Source organism: Brevundimonas vesicularis (assembly GCF_027886425.1).
GTDB classification, from domain to species: Bacteria; Pseudomonadota; Alphaproteobacteria; order Caulobacterales; family Caulobacteraceae; genus Brevundimonas; species Brevundimonas vesicularis_C.
In genome coordinates this window covers 2,506,861-2,523,902 of the sequence record NZ_CP115671.1, presented here as the reverse complement: position 1 = coordinate 2,523,902, position 17,042 = coordinate 2,506,861, and the positions used below count along the sequence as shown (strand labels likewise).

At 65.7% G+C, this 17,042-nt stretch carries 12 protein-coding genes; 8 read left to right on the top strand and 4 right to left on the bottom strand.

The genetic code is table 11. The features are described from left to right. The first annotated feature begins 6 nt into the window (after window positions 1-6). From PFY01_RS12885 to PFY01_RS12870, 4 genes are all read left to right on the top strand, one after another. Window positions 7-3,312, top strand: coding sequence for a DEAD/DEAH box helicase (locus tag PFY01_RS12885; RefSeq protein WP_271041579.1), 3,306 nt, complete (start codon window positions 7-9; stop codon window positions 3,310-3,312). A gap of 209 nt (window positions 3,313-3,521) precedes the next feature. Continuing rightward, window positions 3,522-4,808 (top strand): alpha/beta fold hydrolase, encoded by a 1,287-nt coding sequence (locus PFY01_RS12880; RefSeq protein ID WP_420197024.1) that lies wholly within the window; start codon window positions 3,522-3,524, stop codon window positions 4,806-4,808. After that, the gene (locus tag PFY01_RS12875) at window positions 4,805-6,349 is read left to right on the top strand and encodes a GMC family oxidoreductase (RefSeq protein ID WP_271041577.1); all 1,545 of its coding nucleotides are present in this window, start codon (window positions 4,805-4,807) and stop codon (window positions 6,347-6,349) included. Before PFY01_RS12880 ends, PFY01_RS12875 begins: the two co-directional genes overlap by 4 nt. Continuing rightward, window positions 6,349-7,152 carry an SDR family NAD(P)-dependent oxidoreductase gene (locus tag PFY01_RS12870; RefSeq protein ID WP_066624466.1) on the top strand — a complete coding sequence of 268 codons (804 nt, stop codon included), beginning with the start codon at window positions 6,349-6,351 and terminating at the stop codon, window positions 7,150-7,152. Before PFY01_RS12875 ends, PFY01_RS12870 begins: the two co-directional genes overlap by 1 nt. 57 nt (window positions 7,153-7,209) lie before the next feature. On the opposite strand, the gene PFY01_RS12865 is transcribed toward PFY01_RS12870, so the two are convergent. From PFY01_RS12865 to PFY01_RS12855, 3 genes are read right to left on the bottom strand one after another with little or no spacing between them, the layout of a single operon-like run. Further along, the gene (locus PFY01_RS12865; RefSeq protein WP_066624468.1) at window positions 7,210-8,103 is read right to left on the bottom strand and encodes an SDR family oxidoreductase; all 894 of its coding nucleotides are present in this window, start codon (window positions 8,101-8,103) and stop codon (window positions 7,210-7,212) included. Beyond that, the gene (locus PFY01_RS12860; protein ID WP_271041576.1) at window positions 8,096-9,943 is read right to left on the bottom strand and encodes a glycoside hydrolase family 15 protein; all 1,848 of its coding nucleotides are present in this window, start codon (window positions 9,941-9,943) and stop codon (window positions 8,096-8,098) included. The genes PFY01_RS12865 and PFY01_RS12860 overlap by 8 nt, the downstream gene beginning before the upstream one ends. Continuing rightward, window positions 9,940-10,929 (bottom strand): SDR family oxidoreductase, encoded by a 990-nt coding sequence (locus PFY01_RS12855; protein ID WP_271041575.1) that lies wholly within the window; start codon window positions 10,927-10,929, stop codon window positions 9,940-9,942. The genes PFY01_RS12860 and PFY01_RS12855 overlap by 4 nt, the downstream gene beginning before the upstream one ends. Before the next feature lie 520 nt (window positions 10,930-11,449). On the opposite strand from PFY01_RS12855, the gene PFY01_RS12850 reads away from it, so the two are divergent. The 4 genes from PFY01_RS12850 (at window position 11,450) to PFY01_RS12835 (ending at window position 16,430) form a co-directional block, all read left to right on the top strand. Next, window positions 11,450-12,748, top strand: coding sequence for a TolC family protein (locus PFY01_RS12850; RefSeq protein WP_420197023.1), 1,299 nt, complete (start codon window positions 11,450-11,452; stop codon window positions 12,746-12,748). After that, window positions 12,745-13,806 carry an HlyD family secretion protein gene (locus PFY01_RS12845; protein ID WP_271041573.1) on the top strand — a complete coding sequence of 354 codons (1,062 nt, stop codon included), beginning with the start codon at window positions 12,745-12,747 and terminating at the stop codon, window positions 13,804-13,806. Before PFY01_RS12850 ends, PFY01_RS12845 begins: the two co-directional genes overlap by 4 nt. After that, on the top strand, window positions 13,803-16,118 hold the full coding sequence (locus PFY01_RS12840; RefSeq protein WP_271041572.1) for an ABC transporter permease: 2,316 nt from the start codon (window positions 13,803-13,805) through the stop codon (window positions 16,116-16,118). Before PFY01_RS12845 ends, PFY01_RS12840 begins: the two co-directional genes overlap by 4 nt. A gap of 96 nt (window positions 16,119-16,214) precedes the next feature. After that, a complete protein-coding gene (locus PFY01_RS12835) occupies window positions 16,215-16,430 on the top strand; it encodes a hypothetical protein (RefSeq protein ID WP_271041571.1) in 216 nt (71 codons plus the stop codon). A 3-nt stretch (window positions 16,431-16,433) separates the two neighbouring features. Here PFY01_RS12835 and PFY01_RS12830 read toward each other — a convergent pair whose 3' ends face one another. Further along, window positions 16,434-17,024, bottom strand: coding sequence for a class I SAM-dependent methyltransferase (locus PFY01_RS12830; RefSeq protein ID WP_271041570.1), 591 nt, complete (start codon window positions 17,022-17,024; stop codon window positions 16,434-16,436). Window positions 17,025-17,042: the final 18 nt, after the last annotated feature.

The following is a 17,042-nucleotide window of genomic DNA, read 5'->3' as shown; positions in this document are numbered from 1 at the left end:
GCCAGGATGAAATCGTCACCTGCCGAAACCGATCCTTCCGCTACGGGCCAACAGGTCCTCGTTGCAGGGCCAGCGCCCGAGCAGGACGACGGCAAGCGTTGGAAAATGCCGGCGGCGGCCGTGGCGGCTCGACTTGCCGAGATGAAGGCAAAGCGATCGCAGGCGGTGGTGTTCATAGCCACCAGCGAACGCCGCGCCGATGAGATTGCGGCGGCCCTCTCGCCGATGGTGAAGGACGCCGAGGTGCTGGTCTTGCCGCCTTGGGACTGCCTGCCCTACGACCGCGCCGCGCCTTCGCGAGAAAGCATGGGGCGGCGGATGGCCGTCTTAGCCGCACTGAACGAACCCAGCGCAAGGCCCGTGTTCCTGGTCGCCTCGCCAGATGCGATCGTGCAGCGGACGCCGTCGCGCGAACGGATCAAAGCCCGCTTGTCGCTCGCGGCGGGCGAGGCGCTGAATCGCGAAGTCCTGGAATCGTTTCTGACGGATACGGGCTATGCGGCGGATGAGCGGGTCGACGAACCCGGCGAGTACGCTCTGCTTGGCGCGGTGGTCGACGTCTTCCCGCCGGCGTCCGCAACGCCTTATCGCATCGCCCTGGACGAGGCGGACCGGATCATCGAGATCCACGCCTTCGATCCCGTCTCGCAGCGCCGGGGCGCCGAGATCGAGACGATTTGTCTGACCCCGGCAGCTGAATGGAGCGACCGGTCGCCCGAGGATGACGAGGCTGATCATCAGGACACGGGCCCGTCGATCGATGCTGAGACCTCCACGACCCTGTTTGATTTCCTCGTCAAGCCGATGATCCTGACCGACGTGGGCGTCGAGGATCGGTTCGAACGCATTCGCGCGCATGTGGCCGAAGCCTATGACACGCGCCTGCGGTTCAGCGAGGGCGCGCGTCCTGCGAAACCCGACAGCCTCTATTTGACGGAGAAGGACGTTCGGCAGGCGTTGAAAGGCGCCAAACCCCTGAGCGTCGAGGGTTTGGAGCCGACGCCGGCTTTCGCATTGGAGAAGTCGCCGGGGCGGGCCCTTAAACAATTCATTGCCGAGCGGCGCGAGGCGGGCGACCGCATCGTTCTGACAGGATTGCCTCATGAGCACAGGATCATCCTACGCCTGCTGCGTCGCCACGATATCGATACGCCCGTGGCGCTCGAGAGCTGGAGCGCGATCGCACCACTGCAGCCCGGGCAGATCGCCGTCGTAACCGCCGATCTGGACACAGGCTTCCGACAGTCGGCCGCCGGTCTAGTCGTCCTGACGCCCTCGGACATTTTCGGCGGCCGGATCGCGCGAGGATCCGGCGACACGAACGATGCGTTCGGAGAGACCGAACTGCGGTTGGACGATGTGGTCATCCATGAAGACCACGGTCTGGGCGTCCTGAAGGCGTTGGAGCGGGTCGCTGCCGATGGTGTCGAGCGCGACGTTCTGCGCATCGAATATCACGGCGGAGGCACCATCCTCGCGCCGATCGAGGAGTTCGGCAAAATCTGGCGTTATGGCTCGGAGCCGGACGCGGTGTCGCTAGATCGGCTGAATACCCAGGGATGGCTAAAGCGACGCGCCAAGGTCAGCGCGCAGATCGACGAGGCCGCAGCGGCCCTGTCCTTCCGGGCCGAAGCGCGTGCAGCGCTGAGGACCGAGCCGATCACCGCGCCGCGTCAGCCGCTGGCTCGGTTCGCCGCCGGCTTCGCCTTCCCCGAAACGACCGATCAGGCGCGCGCCATCGAGGCGGTCCTGTCGGACCTGGGATCCGGCAAGCCCATGAACCGGCTCGTCTGCGGCGATGTCGGTTTCGGAAAGACCGAGGTCGCGCTGCGCGCCGCGGCGGCCGTGGCCCTTGCCGGCAAACAGGTCATCGTCGTCGCCCCGACCACCGTCCTGGCGCGTCAGCATTTCGAGGTCTTCAAGAGACGGTTCAAGGACACGGACATTCAAATCGGCCACCTGTCGCGCGCCGCAGACAGCGCGGAGGCGCGGGCGGTCAAGGCTGGGCTGGCGGACGGCTCCATGCGCGTCGTGGTGGGCACGCAGGCGCTGGCGTCGAAAGGGTTAGCGTTTTCCAGTCTTGGGCTTGTCATCATCGATGAGGAACACCGCTTCGGCGCGCAGATGAAATCTGCCTTGGCAGAGAAGGCGCCGCATCTGTTGTCGATGTCGGCCACCCCGATCCCGAGGACTCTTCAAAGCGCCATGGTCGGCATTCAGGACGTCAGCCTGATCGCCAGTCCGCCCGCCCGACGCCGGCCAATCCGAACCTTCATGACCCCGTTCGACGCCGGGGCCGTTCGCTTGTCGCTGATGCGCGAGAAGGCGCGAGGCGGGCAGAGTTTCGTGGTCGTGCCGCGGATCGAGGATATGGAACCTTTGGCGGAACGCTTGAAGACCTTGACGCCCGAGCTGTCGGTGGTTTCGGCGCACGGTGATATGTCCCCGTCGGCGATCGACGAGATTATGAGCCGGTTTTCCGACGGCGAGGGGGACGTGCTTCTGGCCACGAACATCATCGAGACCGGCCTGGATGTGCCGCGCGCCAATACGATGTTGATCTGGCGGCCGGACCGGTTTGGCTTGGCGCAGTTGCATCAGCTGCGCGGGCGTGTCGGCCGGGGGCGGCGACAGGGCTTCACCTATCTGCTTTCCGATCCCGAATCGCCCATGGCGGCGGCGACGGAGGCCCGGCTTCAGACATTGGAGGCTCTGGACCGACTGGGGGCGGGCTTCGCGATCAGCGGGCGCGATCTGGACCTGCGCGGCGGCGGCGATCTGGTGGGCGAGGAACAGGCCGGACATGTCAGGCTGATCGGCTCGGCCCTGTATCAAGCCGTCCTGGCTCGGGCGCTCGCGGCTGCAAAAGGCGAACCCGATCCGGACCAAGCCTCTCCCAGTCTGAACGTCGGCGCGACAGGGCATCTGCCGGCGGACTACATCCCCGACGAAACCGTGCGCATCAATCTTTATGCCCGGTTGACGCGCGCCACGACGGCGGAAGATGTCGACGCCTTGCGAGACGAAGCCGAAGATCGGTTCGGCTCTTTACCAGACCCCGCAGAGGACCTGTTCACCGGCCGTCGCCTTGCGGCGCTCGCCCGTGATGCCGGCGTCACGGAAATCGTGTCGGGACCGAAGGCGACGGCGTTGCGGATCGCAGCGGCGCGTCGGCCCGGCATGGAAGCGTCCTTGCCGTTGAGCGATGATCGACGCTGGTCCGAGGATCGCATGATCGTCGACGCCGCCAACGATCAACCGCACGACACGGCCTTCATCGAGAAGCTTCTGACCGAATTGGCGGCGGCCTGAGGGCAGGGCGGGTTTGAGCCGGTTTCAACGTCCGGGTTCTGTTTTGTTGGGAGCAATTCCGCCGCTGGCGCGCTGATCGACGACCGCCGGCCGACAATGGCGGGGTCTCGCGTCCTCGCTTTCGAAAAAGCCCCTGCATGCCCACAGACACTCGCCTTACTGTCGTCTTTCTTCATTCCCTGGGCTCAAGTCGCCACGATTGGGACGCGGTGATCGACCGGCTTTCCGATGAGGTGCTGACGGTCACGATCGATCTTCCAGGGTTCGGGGACAGGGCGGGGGAGGGCTATGGCGATGTCCAGGTCGTGCTCGACGACCTGAGCTGCCGCCTAACCAATCTTGATCTCGCGCGGTGGATCATTGTCGGCCACAGCATGGGCGGCAAGTTTGCGACCTTGATCGCTGCGCGGGCGCGTGACGGGGCGGCGGGTCTGAGCGGGTTGCTGGGCGTGGTGCTGGTCGCCGGATCGCCACCCTCGCCGGAGCCGATGGACGAGAGCAGGCGTGCGGAGATGCTGACCTGGTTCGACGATCCGACCAAGATCGAGGATCGGGGACGCCAGTTCATCGACGCCAATACCGCCGCCGGTCTGCCGCAGGCCGCCTTCGATCGGGCCCTGGCTGATTTCACTCGATCCAGCCCAGAAGCCTGGCGCGGATGGCTGGCCGAAGGATCGCGCGAGGACTGGTCCGATCAGGCCGGCGTCCTGCCTTTCCCCGCCCTGATCATCGCCGGCGCGGAGGATGGCGATCTCGGCGAGGCGGCGCAGGGGCGTGTCAACGCCCCCCACTATGGCGCGGCTGACGTGGTGGTCGTGTCGGATGCGGCGCACCTGATCCCTCAGGAACAGCCGGACCGTCTCGTCGGCCTGCTTCTAGAATTCATCGAGAAGCTCGGTTCATCTGCGCTGCCTCCACCCTTTGTGGATCTGATGGCGTCCGATCGCGTGTCGGATCGCACGCGACGCGCAATGCTGGATCGTCACTTCGGTCCCGCCCAAGCCGAGGGCGGCGTCCTGAACCCGTCCCAGAGCGCCGTCCTGTCGGCGATGATCGCGCGCATTCTGTCTGATGCAGGCGATCCGGATGATCTGACGCGGCGTCTGGATGTGGGGCTCGCCAGCGGACAGGGCGACGGGTGGCGGTTCGCCGATCTTCCCTCGGACGCCGAGGCCTGGCGACGCGGGCTGGATGAGATCGCCGCCACGGCGCCGGAGTTCGCAACCCTGGCCCCCGATCGCCAAGACCACATCCTGCGAACCATTTCACAGGGCGAATGGCCCGAGCCGGGCCGGCTTTCGGCGGACGCCATGAGGCTGTGGTTCGAGGACGTCGTGTCCGAGGCCGCGCGCCTGTGGATGTCGCTGCCGGCCACCTGGGCTCAGATCGGTTACGACGGCTTCGCCACGGGCGGCGAAGGCCGGTTTCAGGGCTATGATCAGACGGCGGCGGACCGTACCGAACCTTGGCGTCTGCTGATGGAGGGCGTGGGTTGAGCGCGCCTGCAAGGACGGCCGGCGAAACCGATGTCGTCATCATCGGCAGCGGAGCCGGTGGGGCTCCGGTCGCGGCCAGGCTGGCGAAGGCCGGGCTGTCGGTCACGGTGTTGGAGGCGGGGCGGGCCTTCGATCCGGCGGAGCATACGCCCGACGAAACAACGGCCGATCTCTATTGGATGGAAGAGCGCCTCAGCGGAGGGCGCGACCCGACCGCCTTTGGGGCCAACAACTCCGGCCAGGGGGTCGGCGGCTCGCTGCTGCACTGGGGCGCCTTCTGCCCACGACCCGATCCCCGTGATCTGACGCTGGCCTCGGAGACGGGACGCGGGCGGAACTGGCCGTTCGGCTGGAACGAACTGAAATCCTATGTCGAGACCGTAGAGACGGTGATCGGGGTCTCAGGCCCGGCCGACTATCCGTGGGGCGGGCGACAGTTCGCCTATCCGCCTGTCCCGCGCAACGCCCCGGCGGATGCAATGGCCCGTGGCGCGACGGCCGTCGGGCTGACCGTTACGGATGCGCCGGCGGCCGTGCTGTCCCGCGATCGCGAGGCGGGGACGACGCCCTACCGCATGGCCTGCGTCAACTGCGGCGCCTGCCACCAGGGATGCAGAACCGGCGCCAAGGGCGGCGCGGACAACAGCTTTCTGCCGATGGCCGCAGCCAATGGAGCCAAGACTATCGCCAACGCGCGGGCCATAGGCGTGGAGCGTGACGCCGGTGGACGGATCAAGTGCGTGATCTATCGTCGCGACGGGCAGGATCATCGGCTGAACTGTCGAGCGCTGTTCCTTTGTGCGGGCGGTGTCGAGACGCCGCGCCTGCTGCTGAACTGGGGATTAGGCAACGCCGGCGGCGAGGTCGGCCACAACTTCATGACCCATGTGGCGACCCAGGTCTGGGGCCGGTTCGACGCCGACATGTCGATGAACCGCGGCTATCCCTCTTCCCTGATCAGCGAAGACATGGTGCGTCCGTCGGACGCGAACTTCGCCGGCGGCTATCTGATCCAAAGCCTTGGCGTCATGCCGGTCACCCTGGCGGGCGGGTTCGCGCGGGGCGGGGGCCTCTGGGGCGCGCCGCTGGTCGATACGCTACGCAACTATCGCCGGCTCGCCGGGATCGGCATCAATGGAGAGTGTCTGCCGGACGACGACAACCGCCTGACCCTGTCCGATGAGGTCGACGCCGTCGGGCTGCGCAAGGCGCGGATCGACTTCAGCTATGGCGAGAACGAGCGGCGTCTGGACGCCCATGCCCGGCGCATCATGACGGAGATTTGGACCGCCGCCGGCGCCGAGGACATCTTCGCGGTGGCCCGGTCGGCGCACACCATCGGCGGCTGCCGGATGGGGGACAAGTCGGACGGGGCGGTCGTCGACGCCGACGGGTGCAGCGTCGAGATCGACAACCTGTACGTCTGCGACAACTCCGTCTTCCCCAGCGCGCTTTCGGCCAACCCGGCCTTGACCCTCATGGCCGTCGCCCTGCGCACGGCCGATCGCTTCCTCGAACGTCAACGAACAGGAGATTTGTGATGGACCTCGGGATCAAGGGGCGGATCGCCCTCATTTCCGGCGCCGATTCCGGCATGGGCAAGGAGACGGCGCGGCTGTTGCTGGAAGCCGGCGTACGGGTCGCCTTGACCGACAAGCCGGACGGCACGCTGGATGAAGCCGTCCAGGAGCTTTCCGCCTTGGGCGAATGCATCGGCGTGACCGGCGACGTCACCAAGGCCGACGATGTCGAACGCCTGTGGGCGGAGGTCCGAGACCGCATGGGCGATCCGGACATCTATGTGAACGCAGCGGGCGTGACCGGCGCGACCGGCGATTTCCTGGATGTCGATGACGCCGGTTGGCTGGAGACGCTCGACATCAATCTGATGGGCGCGGTGCGGATGTGCCGCCAAGCCATTCCGGCCATGCGCCGCTCGGGCTGGGGCCGTATCGTCCTGTTCGCGTCGGAGGATGCGGTCCAGCCCTATGTCGACGAACTGGCCTATTGCGCCTCGAAAGCTGGCATTCTCAGCCTGGCGAAGGGTCTGTCCAAGGCCTATGGCTGCGACAATGTGCTGGTGAACACGGTCTCGCCCGCCTTCATCGCCACCCCGATGACCGACGCCATGATGAAGAAGCGCGCCGAGGAACGCGGCGAAACCTTCGAGGAGGCGATCAAGAGCTTCCTGAAGGAAGAGCGGCCTGGCATGACGCTGGATCGCAGGGGCAAGCCGGAGGAGGTGGCGGCGGCCGTCGCCTTCCTGTGTTCGGAGCGCGCCAGCTTTATCAACGGTGCGGGCATACGGGTGGATTCCGGCTCGGTCGCCACCATCGCCGGCTAGTCGTCCCGCCGAAAGAGAGACCGGCGGCGGGACGATCCCGCCGCCGGTTTTGTCTTGTCAGGCGACGCCCATGCCGCCGGTGACGCCGAAGACTTCGCCGGTGATGTAGCTGCCTTCCTGCGAGGCCAGCAGCACATAGACCGGGGCGATCTCGACGGGCTGGCCCGGACGACCCAGCGGCACCTGCTCGCCGAACTTCATCACGGCGCCCTGCGGCTGTCCGCCGGACGACTGCAGCGGCGTCCAGAAGGGGCCGGGCGCCACCACATTGGCGCGTATGCCCTTTTCGATCAGCTGCTTGGACAGGGCCTTCGTATAGGCGACGATCCCGGCCTTGGTGGTGGCGTAGTCCAGCAGGATGGCCGAAGGCTCATAGGCCTGGATCGAGGCGGTGGTGATGACCGAGGCGCCCGCCGGCAGATGCGGGACGGCCGCCTGGGCGATCCAGTGCATGGCATAGAGGTTGGTCTTCAACGTCTTGTCGAAGTCTTCCGACGTCACCTGAGAGATGTCCTCGCGATACTGTTGGCGGCCGGCGTTGATGACCAGGATGTCCAGTCCGCCCAGCTCCGACACGGCCTGTTCAACCATCTGCCGGCACCAGTTTTCATCGGTGATGTCACCGGGGAGGTCGACGGCCTTGCGGCCCTCAGCCTCAATCAGCGCGATGACTTCGGCGGCGTCCTTGCGCTCGGACGGCAGATAGGACAGCGCCACGTCGGCGCCTTCCCGGGCGTAGGCGATGGCGGCCGCGCGGCCGATGCCGCTGTCGGCGCCGGTGATCAGGGCCTTGCGTCCTTTCAGCTTGCCGGAACCCTGATAGCTGTCCTCGCCATGATCGGGCTTGGGGTCCATCTCGCGCGCTTCGCCCGGTACGGGTTGGGGTTGGCGCGGGAAGGGCGGCTTTGGATATTGCTCGCGCGGATCCTGAAGGGTCAGGCGATCAGTCATGGAACGTCTCCGTTTCGGGCTGGGGGGAAGTGGTCTGCGCCTTGCCGACGGCGGTCAGGGCGGTCAGATGCGCGAGGTGGCTGAGCCCCTGCGGCATGTTGCCGAGGTAGGCGCCGGTGTCCGGGTCGATCATCTCGGTCAGCATGCCCCAGCGGCCGCTGAGGGCTTCGCGCAGGCTGTCGATGCGGGCGCGCGCCTTGTCCGATTCGCCTAGCGTCGCCCAGGCTTCGGCGATCCAGAAGGAACAGGCGATGAAGCAGCCTTCCTCGGCCTGCATGCCGGAATAGCGATAGTGGAAGACGCCGGCGCTGAGATGACGGTCCAGCGCGTCAAGGGTCGCGCGCAGCCGCTCTTCGCCATCGAACCGGAACCGCACGGCCAGGGCCAGGGCGGCGTCCAGCTTGTCGCTGCCCGGATACATGACGAAGGCCTGAAGGCTGTCGGACCAGCAATGCGTCTCGACCCAGTCGAAAATCCGGTCGCGCTCGCGCCGCCAGCGATCCCGGCACGTCGTCGGCAGTTGTCCCGCGTCCGCCAGTTCGACCGCGCGGGCCAAAGCCTGCCAGCAGCTGATCTTGGACATGGTGTAGTGCTGCTCGTCTTCCAGCTCCCACATGCCCGCGTCCGGCTGTCGCCAAGCGTCGGCGCACTGATCCGCCAGTTCGGACAACTGCTGGGCGCTGGCGCTGTCGAGGATGTTGCCGCAGCCGACGAAACGTGAGGCGGTCTCAAAGATGTCGCCGAACACGCCGTGCTGCGCCTGGTCGGCGGCACGGTTTCCGGTGACCACAGGACGCGAGCCTTTATAGCCCGGCATGTCCCAGTGTGTTTCCGGCGGCACGAGTGCGCCGTCTAGGCTGTAGCAGACCTTGGCGCCATGGCGCTTCAGCTGCATCAGCAGCCAACTGAAGGCGGCCTTGGCCTCCGCCTGGGCGCCGGCCGCTAAAAAGGCCTCGATCGTATAGCCGGCGTCGCGCAGCCAGGCGTAGCGATAGTCCCAGTTCTTGTCGCCGCCCAGACGCTCGGGCAGGGACGTCGTGGCCGCCGCGGCGATGGCGCCCGACGGGGAGTACAGCAGCAACTTCAACGCCAGGGCGCTGCGGATGAAGTCGTCGCGATACAGGCCGGGGCAGTTCAGGCGCGCCGCCCAATCCCGCCATTCCTGATCCGACAGGTCGATGCGGGCGTCGATCTCTTCGATGGACGGCACGACCAGCGGTTCGTCGCGCCCAGCGACGATGGCCACGGTGCGCCGCTCGCCCGCGCCGACGACGATCGTTCCGACAATGCCCTCATCGGACCATTCGCATGAGATGCGCGGATCGTGGACGAACAGGCCGAGCACCCGCTCGACATGGAAAACCGTGTGCTCGCCAATTTTGGAATGATACGGATTGGCCGTGTCGCCCCGACGCCCCAGACGCATGTCCAGGGCGAAGGTCACTTCGCCCTCCAGGCCATCGATACGGCGGGCCAGTTCGCACCAGGGCAGGCGGCCGGCTGTACCGCTGTTCAGGCTTTCGGTCAGACGCGCGCGGCCGGTGGCGGTGGCGAACTCCGTCTCCAGCACATTGCTTTCGGGACGATAGCGGCGGGTCGCCGTGAAGGCCTCGGTCGGCGTGATCGAAAACCGGCCGCCCTCCGGATCCAGCAGGCGGTCGAAAAGCGGCGGCGCATCGATCGCCGGCACGCACCACCAGTCGATGCCGCCATCCAGCGATGAAAGCGCCACCGTCCGGCCTTCGCCCAGAACGCCATAGTCTTCGAGGGCGACGTAGCCGTCGGGACGGAGCGTCTGTGACGAGCGCGCTGGATGGGGCGTGAAGGCCGTCTCTGTCATCGTTTGGACGATCCGATCGCAAAGCCCGCCGTCATGGCAAGGCCCGCAAGGACACCGACCGCCGCGACCTTGAGCGCTGTGATCTGGCGGCTGGACACGAAACCGATCCACGGTCTGACCACCCGTTCAGTGTCCGGACCGTCGATCGCCGCCGGACCGTCTTCGGGTTGATCGAGATTGCCGAGACGCGGCAGTTGCGGGTCGCCCTGCTGCGCTGTGATCATCCTGGCGGCCTGCCGATCCGCCAGCGCCGGCGTAAACTGTTGCCCCAGCGCCATCAGCCATGTCGTGCGACCTACAAAGACCTTGCGGCTGGGCCTCTGCACAGCCGACCAGACGGCGTCTGCGCACAGGCGAGGATCGAAAAGGGGATCTGGAATGACCTGCGCCCGGTCGGTCCGGTTGCGTGACCACAAAGGCTGGGGCGTGTTGACAGCCGGCAAATAGACGGTGGTCAGGATGACGTTGGAGGATGAGGCGATCAGTTCTGCCCGAATGGCCTCCGTGAACCCGTCAACGGCCGCCTTGGCGCCGCAATAGGCAGCCTGCAGCGGAGCGGGGCGCAGCGCCAGTCCCGAGGAAATCTGGATCACCGCCCCTTTGTCCGCCGGGCGCATGACCCGAAGCGCCGCTCGTGTTCCGTAGACCTGAGACAGATAGGTCGTCTCAACGACGCGGCGGTAATCGGCGTCAGTCAGACCTTCATCGCGCCCGATGACCGTGGACATGGCGTTGTTGACCCAGACATCGATGCCGCCGTAAGCGCTCACGACATCGCGGCCCGCCTGCTCGACGAACTCCGGATCGGACACATCGCCCGCCATGCCGATCACTCGGTTTCCCGAACGCTTCAGCTGTTCGACGGCGTTGGAAAGCCGCTCAGCCTGTCTGGCGATAACCACGACCTGCCATCCGGCCCGGGCGAACCGCTCGGCAATCGCGAGACCGATGCCGGCGCTGGCGCCTGTGACGACGATGACCGGCATGGCGATCCTTCTGATCTCGATTGCGGAATGACGATTGCGGCTGCGGCCTAAGGGGAGGCTCTGACAACGACACGTCCGGAGGAAGGTTGCCGTCTTTCCGGCGACCGGCACTCCGGGGCGCTAGTCAGCATTTCGATGCTGGCGCGAAGCGTCGACCATAAAGATGGAACAGGCGTAAGCATGCAGGACGGCGACAAAGACTGTGCAACGTCATTCGCTGTCGTGCGGTGCGGAACCGCTGGACCAAGCGGCTTAGCTTCGGATAGTTTCTCTCTGCTGAAGGCGGGGTGAAACGATGCGTGCAGCTTGGATCGGTTCGGTTGCTGTCGGCATTTTGGCCGGATCAGCGCCGAACGCTCTTGCGGCGGTCTCCCACGTTCAGGCCGCGCCCCAGGAGGCGGCCCAGGGCGACGCTAAAGTCGCTCTAACCTATGCGGCCGCTCAACAACGTGTTCGCTCCAACTCCAGTCTCGGTCGCGCTGCGGGCTATGGGATGCAGGCCGCCGGGGCCCAGGCGGATGTGGCTGCCGGGCTGAATCGGCCGACCGTAGCGCTCGATGCTCAGTTGATCCGTTATCGCAAGACATTCGATCTCTCGCTGGGCGACACGCTGGACCGCGCACAGGCCGAGCTCGGCGCCGCCATTCCTGGGCTCATCGCGGATTTGCCCGGTGTGCCGGGTGACGTGTTGCAGAGTGTCGGCCAGCGGCTGGAAGCGGCGCTTCCCGAAATTTTCGCCGCCTTGCCGCAAGACGTCCGACTGCAGGTCGATGACACGACCTTTCGCCCCACGGTGACGGCGCTTCAGCCTATCTACACCGGCGGCGCAATTCCAGCCTTACGACGAGCGGCGGCGGCCAATGTGGATCTGGCGCAGGCGAAGCAGCAGGAAGCGGTCAGTCTGGAGGACGTAAATCTGGCGCGGGCGTACTTTGGCCAGGTGCTGGCCGCCGAAGCGCTGAAGATCGCACGCGAGACCCGTGACGGCTTCGATCTGCATTTGCGCAACGCTCGACTGTTGGAATCGCAAGGCGTGCTCAGCCACGGCCAGACGCTTCAGGTCGAAGTCGCCCGCGATGCGGCGCAGCGGCAGGTCAACAGGGCGGAACTGGAGCACGACAACTCCGTGGCGTCCCTCGCCAGGGTCGTTGACGCCAATGGCGCCGTCGTTCCAACCACGCCCCTGTTCGTAAACCGCGACCCAATCGGTCCAGCCGGCGTGTTTCTTGACCAGGCAAGCCAGACGAACGCTCGCCTTGCGCAGGCTCAAGCCGGGCGCGATCTGGCTGAGGCGGGCGCCGATCTTGCGGCGTCACGAATGAAGCCGTCCGTCTATGCATTCGGAACCTACAACCTGAATCCAGACGACGCTCTGCCGACCGAGCCGGATTGGGCGGTTGGGATCGGCGCCCGTTACACTCTGATTTCGACGGTGGATCGACGACGCATGCTGGGCGCAGCGCGCGCTCAGGCCTCGGCTGCTGCGGAGGTGGAACGACAGGCCCGAGACGACGCCCGATTGCTGGTCACGCGAGCGTATAATCAGGCAGAGTTGGCGCGTCGTCAGTTTCTGAGCATGGACAGCAGCCTAGAGGCCGCCAGCGAGAATCTTAGAGTTCAGGAGGTTGGGTTCCGTGAAGGCGAGGCCACAGCCGCCTCGGTCGTGGACGCCCGCAATCTTCTGGGGGCCGCGCGTTTGCAACGCGCAGCAGCAGCTTACGAATATGATCTCAGCCTGGCCGCCTTGCTGGCGGCGTCGGGAAGCGATCTGACCGTGAACGACTATCTGCAACGCGAAGACCGGATAAGCGCGCCATGAGCGAGACGCCTCCCTTTGCCGATGCCCCGACAAACGGTGCGCCGACCATCGCGGCCAGTCGTACGTCTGCACGGCGACGTATTCTGCCTGTGATCGTGGGCGTCGGCCTCGTACTGCTGATCGGTTTCATCGTCGTGGGCCTCTTCCTGGCGGCCCGTCCTGCCAAGGATCAGGTTCAGGGCATGGTTGAGGCGGAGACCTTTACCGTTGCGACCAAGGTGCCCAGCCGCGTGGAGCGCTTCCTGGCGTCAAAGGGCGATCAAGTGAAGGCAGGTCAAGAGCTGGCTCTGATGAGCAGCCCGGAGGTTGCAGCAAAGGAGGCTCAGGCCCGGGCCTTGCTTCAGTCGAGTAAGGCCATTCAGTCGATGAGCCGCGAAGGCGCTCGCCGCGAGGATGTGCAGTCGGTCGAGTCCGTCTGGCGCGCCGCGCAGGCGACGGCTCGTTTGGCGGACCAGACTGCGCGGCGGGCAGAGAACCTGTTCGCCGAAGGCGTGATTTCGGCCCAACGCCGTGACGAAGCCGTGGCCGCTCGCGCTGCTACAGCCTCGCAGTCCGAAGCCGCCCGTCAGCAGTATCTGAAAGCATTGGCAGGGACACGGCCGCAGGAAAAATCCGTTGCCGACGCCAATGTGCAAGGCGCGCAGGCCGCCGTCGCCGAGGTCCAAAGCCTCCAAAGTGAGACACGACTGCTTGCTCCAAACGACGGCGAAGTTGCAGAGCGTTTCGCCAATGTCGGCGAGCTCGTGCTCACGGGCGTGCCAATCTTCACAATCGTGGACATCGGCGACCCTTGGGTTACGTTCAGTGTGCGCGAGGATCAGTTTCGCGATCTGAAAATCGGCGCGATCGTGCGTGGCGACGTGCCCGCACTCGGCCTCGCTGACGTGGCCTTCCGGATCACCGCCATCAATCCTCAAGGCGAGTTCGCCACTTGGCGCTCAACCCGGCAGTCCAGCGGCTATGACGTGCGAAGCTTTCAGGTCAAGGCCAAGCCTGTTCGACCCGTCAACGGCCTGAGGCCTGGCATGAGCGTGCTGTTCGATTGGTCCGCACGGTGAGACGCCTCGCGGCCGTCCTTGTATCGGCCGTTCGGGACGAGGCGCGCGTCCTGGTGACCCGACGGTGGGACGCGTTCGTCGCCTTCGGCCTGCCGCTGATCCTGCTGATTGTCATCGCGGCAATGCTGGCCCCTGGAGTGATCCGTCAGGCCCCGGTCGCCGTGGTCGATCAGGACAATTCGGCCTTCAGCCGCGCCGCAATCCGCACCATAAAGGCGAGCCCCGGTGTTCGCGTGACCCATGCTCCGGCGACGATGACGGAGGCCATGGCCTTGATGCGACGGGGCAAGATTTACAGCGTCGCTCATTTCCCAGCAGATTTTTCTGACGGGGCGTTTCGTCGGCCGGAACAGGTGACCGTGTCGTTCAATGGCGCCTTCCAGACGGTCGGCGCCTTGTCGGCCTTGGGGCAGAGCGCGGCCATCGCATCAGCGGCCGGCCAGCAGTTGCAAGAACGCGCGCGCCAGAGAGGATTGCCCGAAACCGCCTTGCAACTCCCCGCTGTCCAGGTGTCGATTGTCGGCAATCCGCAGCTCAGCTTCGAGCTTTTTCTCGGCGGACTTCTGGCGCCGGGGGTCCTTCATCTACTGGCGGCTTGTTCCGCAGTGTTGGCGGTTGGTCGGCAAATGCAGGGCGGCTCCTTCAAACGCTTCAAGGCCGAGACGGGCGGCTTCACGACGACAGCTTTGGTCGGGCGTCTCATTCCGCACGTCGTGATCTTCAGCCTGTGGGGGTTGGCCTGGATCGCCTGGCTCAGCGGCGTCCGGGGCTGGGGTGTGGCAGGCTCTCTCCCGCTGCTGATCCTCGGCATAGTCGCCTTGATGGCGGTGAGCGTTGTCGTGTCGGCTCTTCTGGTCGCCGCGCTTGGCGAGGTGGATATGGCGTTCTCGGCGACCGCCATCTATTCGGGCGCGGCTATCGCCTTTTCCAACGGTACTCTGCCGCTTGACCATGGGCCGCGCTTCGCCCGGATTTGGAGCGATATTCTTCCCTATACGCACTATCTACGGCTGCAGACGGGCCAGCTGATCACGGGTGCGACTTCCGCATCGGCATGGCGAGACTTGATGATCCTGAGCGGCGTCGCCGTCATTGGCCTTCTTCTATCGGCGCTGTTCATCCGGGGACGAGCGCGTCTTATCCCCAAAACGGAAAATTTGAACTTTCCGCTTCCGCAGCAGGGCGTTATCGCCGCCTTCGCCGCAACTTTCCGGAATCTGCCGCGTGCGCGACCGGTCAGCAGCCTGCTGATCCTGGCCGTCGTCCTTTACGCCTTTTACTATCCGGCCGCCTATGCCGGACAGGCCGCGACGGGACTGCCCATCGCCGTAGCGACACCGACGCAGACAGCGCTGACGCGCACTCTTGTCGAAGACCTAAATGCGTCGCGCGAGATCGAGGTCGCCGCCGTGATTTCATCCCCCGCTGAGGGCTTTGAACTGATGCGGCGCGGCGTGATCGACGGGATCGTCGTCCTGCCTCAGCGTTTTGAGGCCGATCTGCTCAGGGGGGCGCCGACGGGCGTGGCCATCTGGCTGAACGGCGGCTATCTGGTTCGTGTCACGGCTGTCGGCAGAGCCGTCGCCGCCGCAACAGCGCAGGTCGCCGAGGCGCAGTTGAAAGGGCTGCCTGATATCGCCCGCGCCGTCAGATTGGCGCCGACCCTGAAGCAGGTTTCCCTCTTCAACCCTACGGAGGGCTACGGCGGTTACGCCGTGCCGGCGGTTAGTTTGATCATCCTGCAGCAGACGCTACTGCTGGGAGCCGGCGTGATCACAGCCGTGCGTCGAGAAACCGGCGCACCTAGGCTGAAACGCAGCGCTCGCTTGGGTTTGTGGCTGGCGCTTACGGCGATTGGGACAGCCTCCAGCCTCTTCTATTTCGGTTTCGTGTTCTGGTTTCAGGACTATCCCCGCGCAGGCAATCTGATCGGCGTCCTACTGCTGGCGCCCATATTTTCAGCGGCGGTGGCCGCTGTGGGTCTGCTTCTGGGCGCGCTTTTCGATCGCCATGAACGGGTCTTGCAGGTTCTGGTCGGCACTTCCGCGCCCTTGTTCTTCCTGTCCGGCGCTGCGTGGCCGCATTTCATGATGCCTGAAGGTCTCGTCTGGCTCGCGCATTTTTCACCGTCTACCGCTGCCGTTCAGGCCTTTGTTCGCCTGAACGGCATGGGCGCCAGCCTTTGGGAAGTCTCAGCTTTGGCAGCCATTCTGACAGGCCTCGCCGTCGTCTATGGCGGCTTGTGGGTGGTGGTCGGCTCTCTGCGCGCCACGGCGGGGGCGTCAGTGTCGCAAAGCGCAACGCGAGAATAGAGACCAATTGAAGCGCAGGGGTGGGTTTGGCTATCGCGACGCCCACCTAGGCGTTATGCCGATGATGCGAAAGACACCGGCTCTCTGACAAGCGCCATGATGCGTCTGGTCGAAAATCCCGATGAACGTCTGGCTCTGGCGCGTGGCGGGCAGGCCTATGTCGAGCGGGTGCATTCGCCGGCCGCGCGCGCAGCCGAGCTGGATGCGTTGCGCGAGGCCTTGGTCGACAAGGCGTTTGTCACGCCGAAGCCGACGCTGCGGAGGCGTCCTCTGTTGGGGCCGGCGGCGTCGCTGACCCGGCTTCAGGGCTAGGCTTCAGCCTCTTCGGATAAAGCTGTCGTAAACGTGGGTGACCGCGTCGAACCGCACGCGCGTCGGCTGGTCGCCCAAGGGGGCAGCCTGGAAGTAGAGATCAATCAATCCTGCGGCAACGGGATCGGCGATCTTGTCGGTGTTCCAGCCCAGCAGAAGGCGACCGCCCGGGCGTAGGATGGCCGCCAGAGCCTTCAAGGCCTGCTGCTGCTGGTCGGGACTGTCGACGCCATAACCCAGCACGCCGTTGCAGACGACGGCGTCGAAGGTCAGGTCCGAGAACAGCCGATCCGCCTCGCATATGTCCCCGGCGCGGTGGCGACCTTCGCGGCCCCAGCGTGCGGCCGCCGGATCGATGTCGGTGGTCCAGACCTCGCCGCCCTGCGCCTCCAGCAAGGCGTAGTCGTCCAGAGTATACTCGCGGCAACCGACCCACAGGATGCGCCCGCCGTCGGCCGCCAACGCTGGGACATAGCTGTCGGCCATCACCTGTCGGTCGGGCAGGGCGCGGATTCGCGCCGCCTTGGCGGACCGTCGCCTGCGGTCGGCGTCCTTACCGAAGATCAGACCCCTGACGAGCGTTCCCAGACCCACGTGCTTCCCCTTGGACTG

Excerpts from the sequence above, each read along its gene's own strand:
- PFY01_RS12885 (WP_271041579.1), top strand. The coding sequence starts at position 7 with ATGAAATCGTCACCTGCCGAAACCGATCCTTCCGCTACGGGCCAACAG.
- PFY01_RS12870 (WP_066624466.1), top strand. The coding sequence starts at position 6,349 with ATGGACCTCGGGATCAAGGGGCGGATCGCCCTCATTTCCGGCGCCGAT.
- PFY01_RS12865 (WP_066624468.1), bottom strand. The coding sequence starts at position 8,103 with ATGACTGATCGCCTGACCCTTCAGGATCCGCGCGAGCAATATCCAAAG.
- PFY01_RS12860 (WP_271041576.1), bottom strand. The coding sequence starts at position 9,943 with ATGACAGAGACGGCCTTCACGCCCCATCCAGCGCGCTCGTCACAGACG.
- PFY01_RS12855 (WP_271041575.1), bottom strand. The coding sequence starts at position 10,929 with ATGCCGGTCATCGTCGTCACAGGCGCCAGCGCCGGCATCGGTCTCGCG.
- PFY01_RS12845 (WP_271041573.1), top strand. The coding sequence starts at position 12,745 with ATGAGCGAGACGCCTCCCTTTGCCGATGCCCCGACAAACGGTGCGCCG.
- PFY01_RS12835 (WP_271041571.1), top strand. The coding sequence starts at position 16,215 with ATGATGCGTCTGGTCGAAAATCCCGATGAACGTCTGGCTCTGGCGCGT.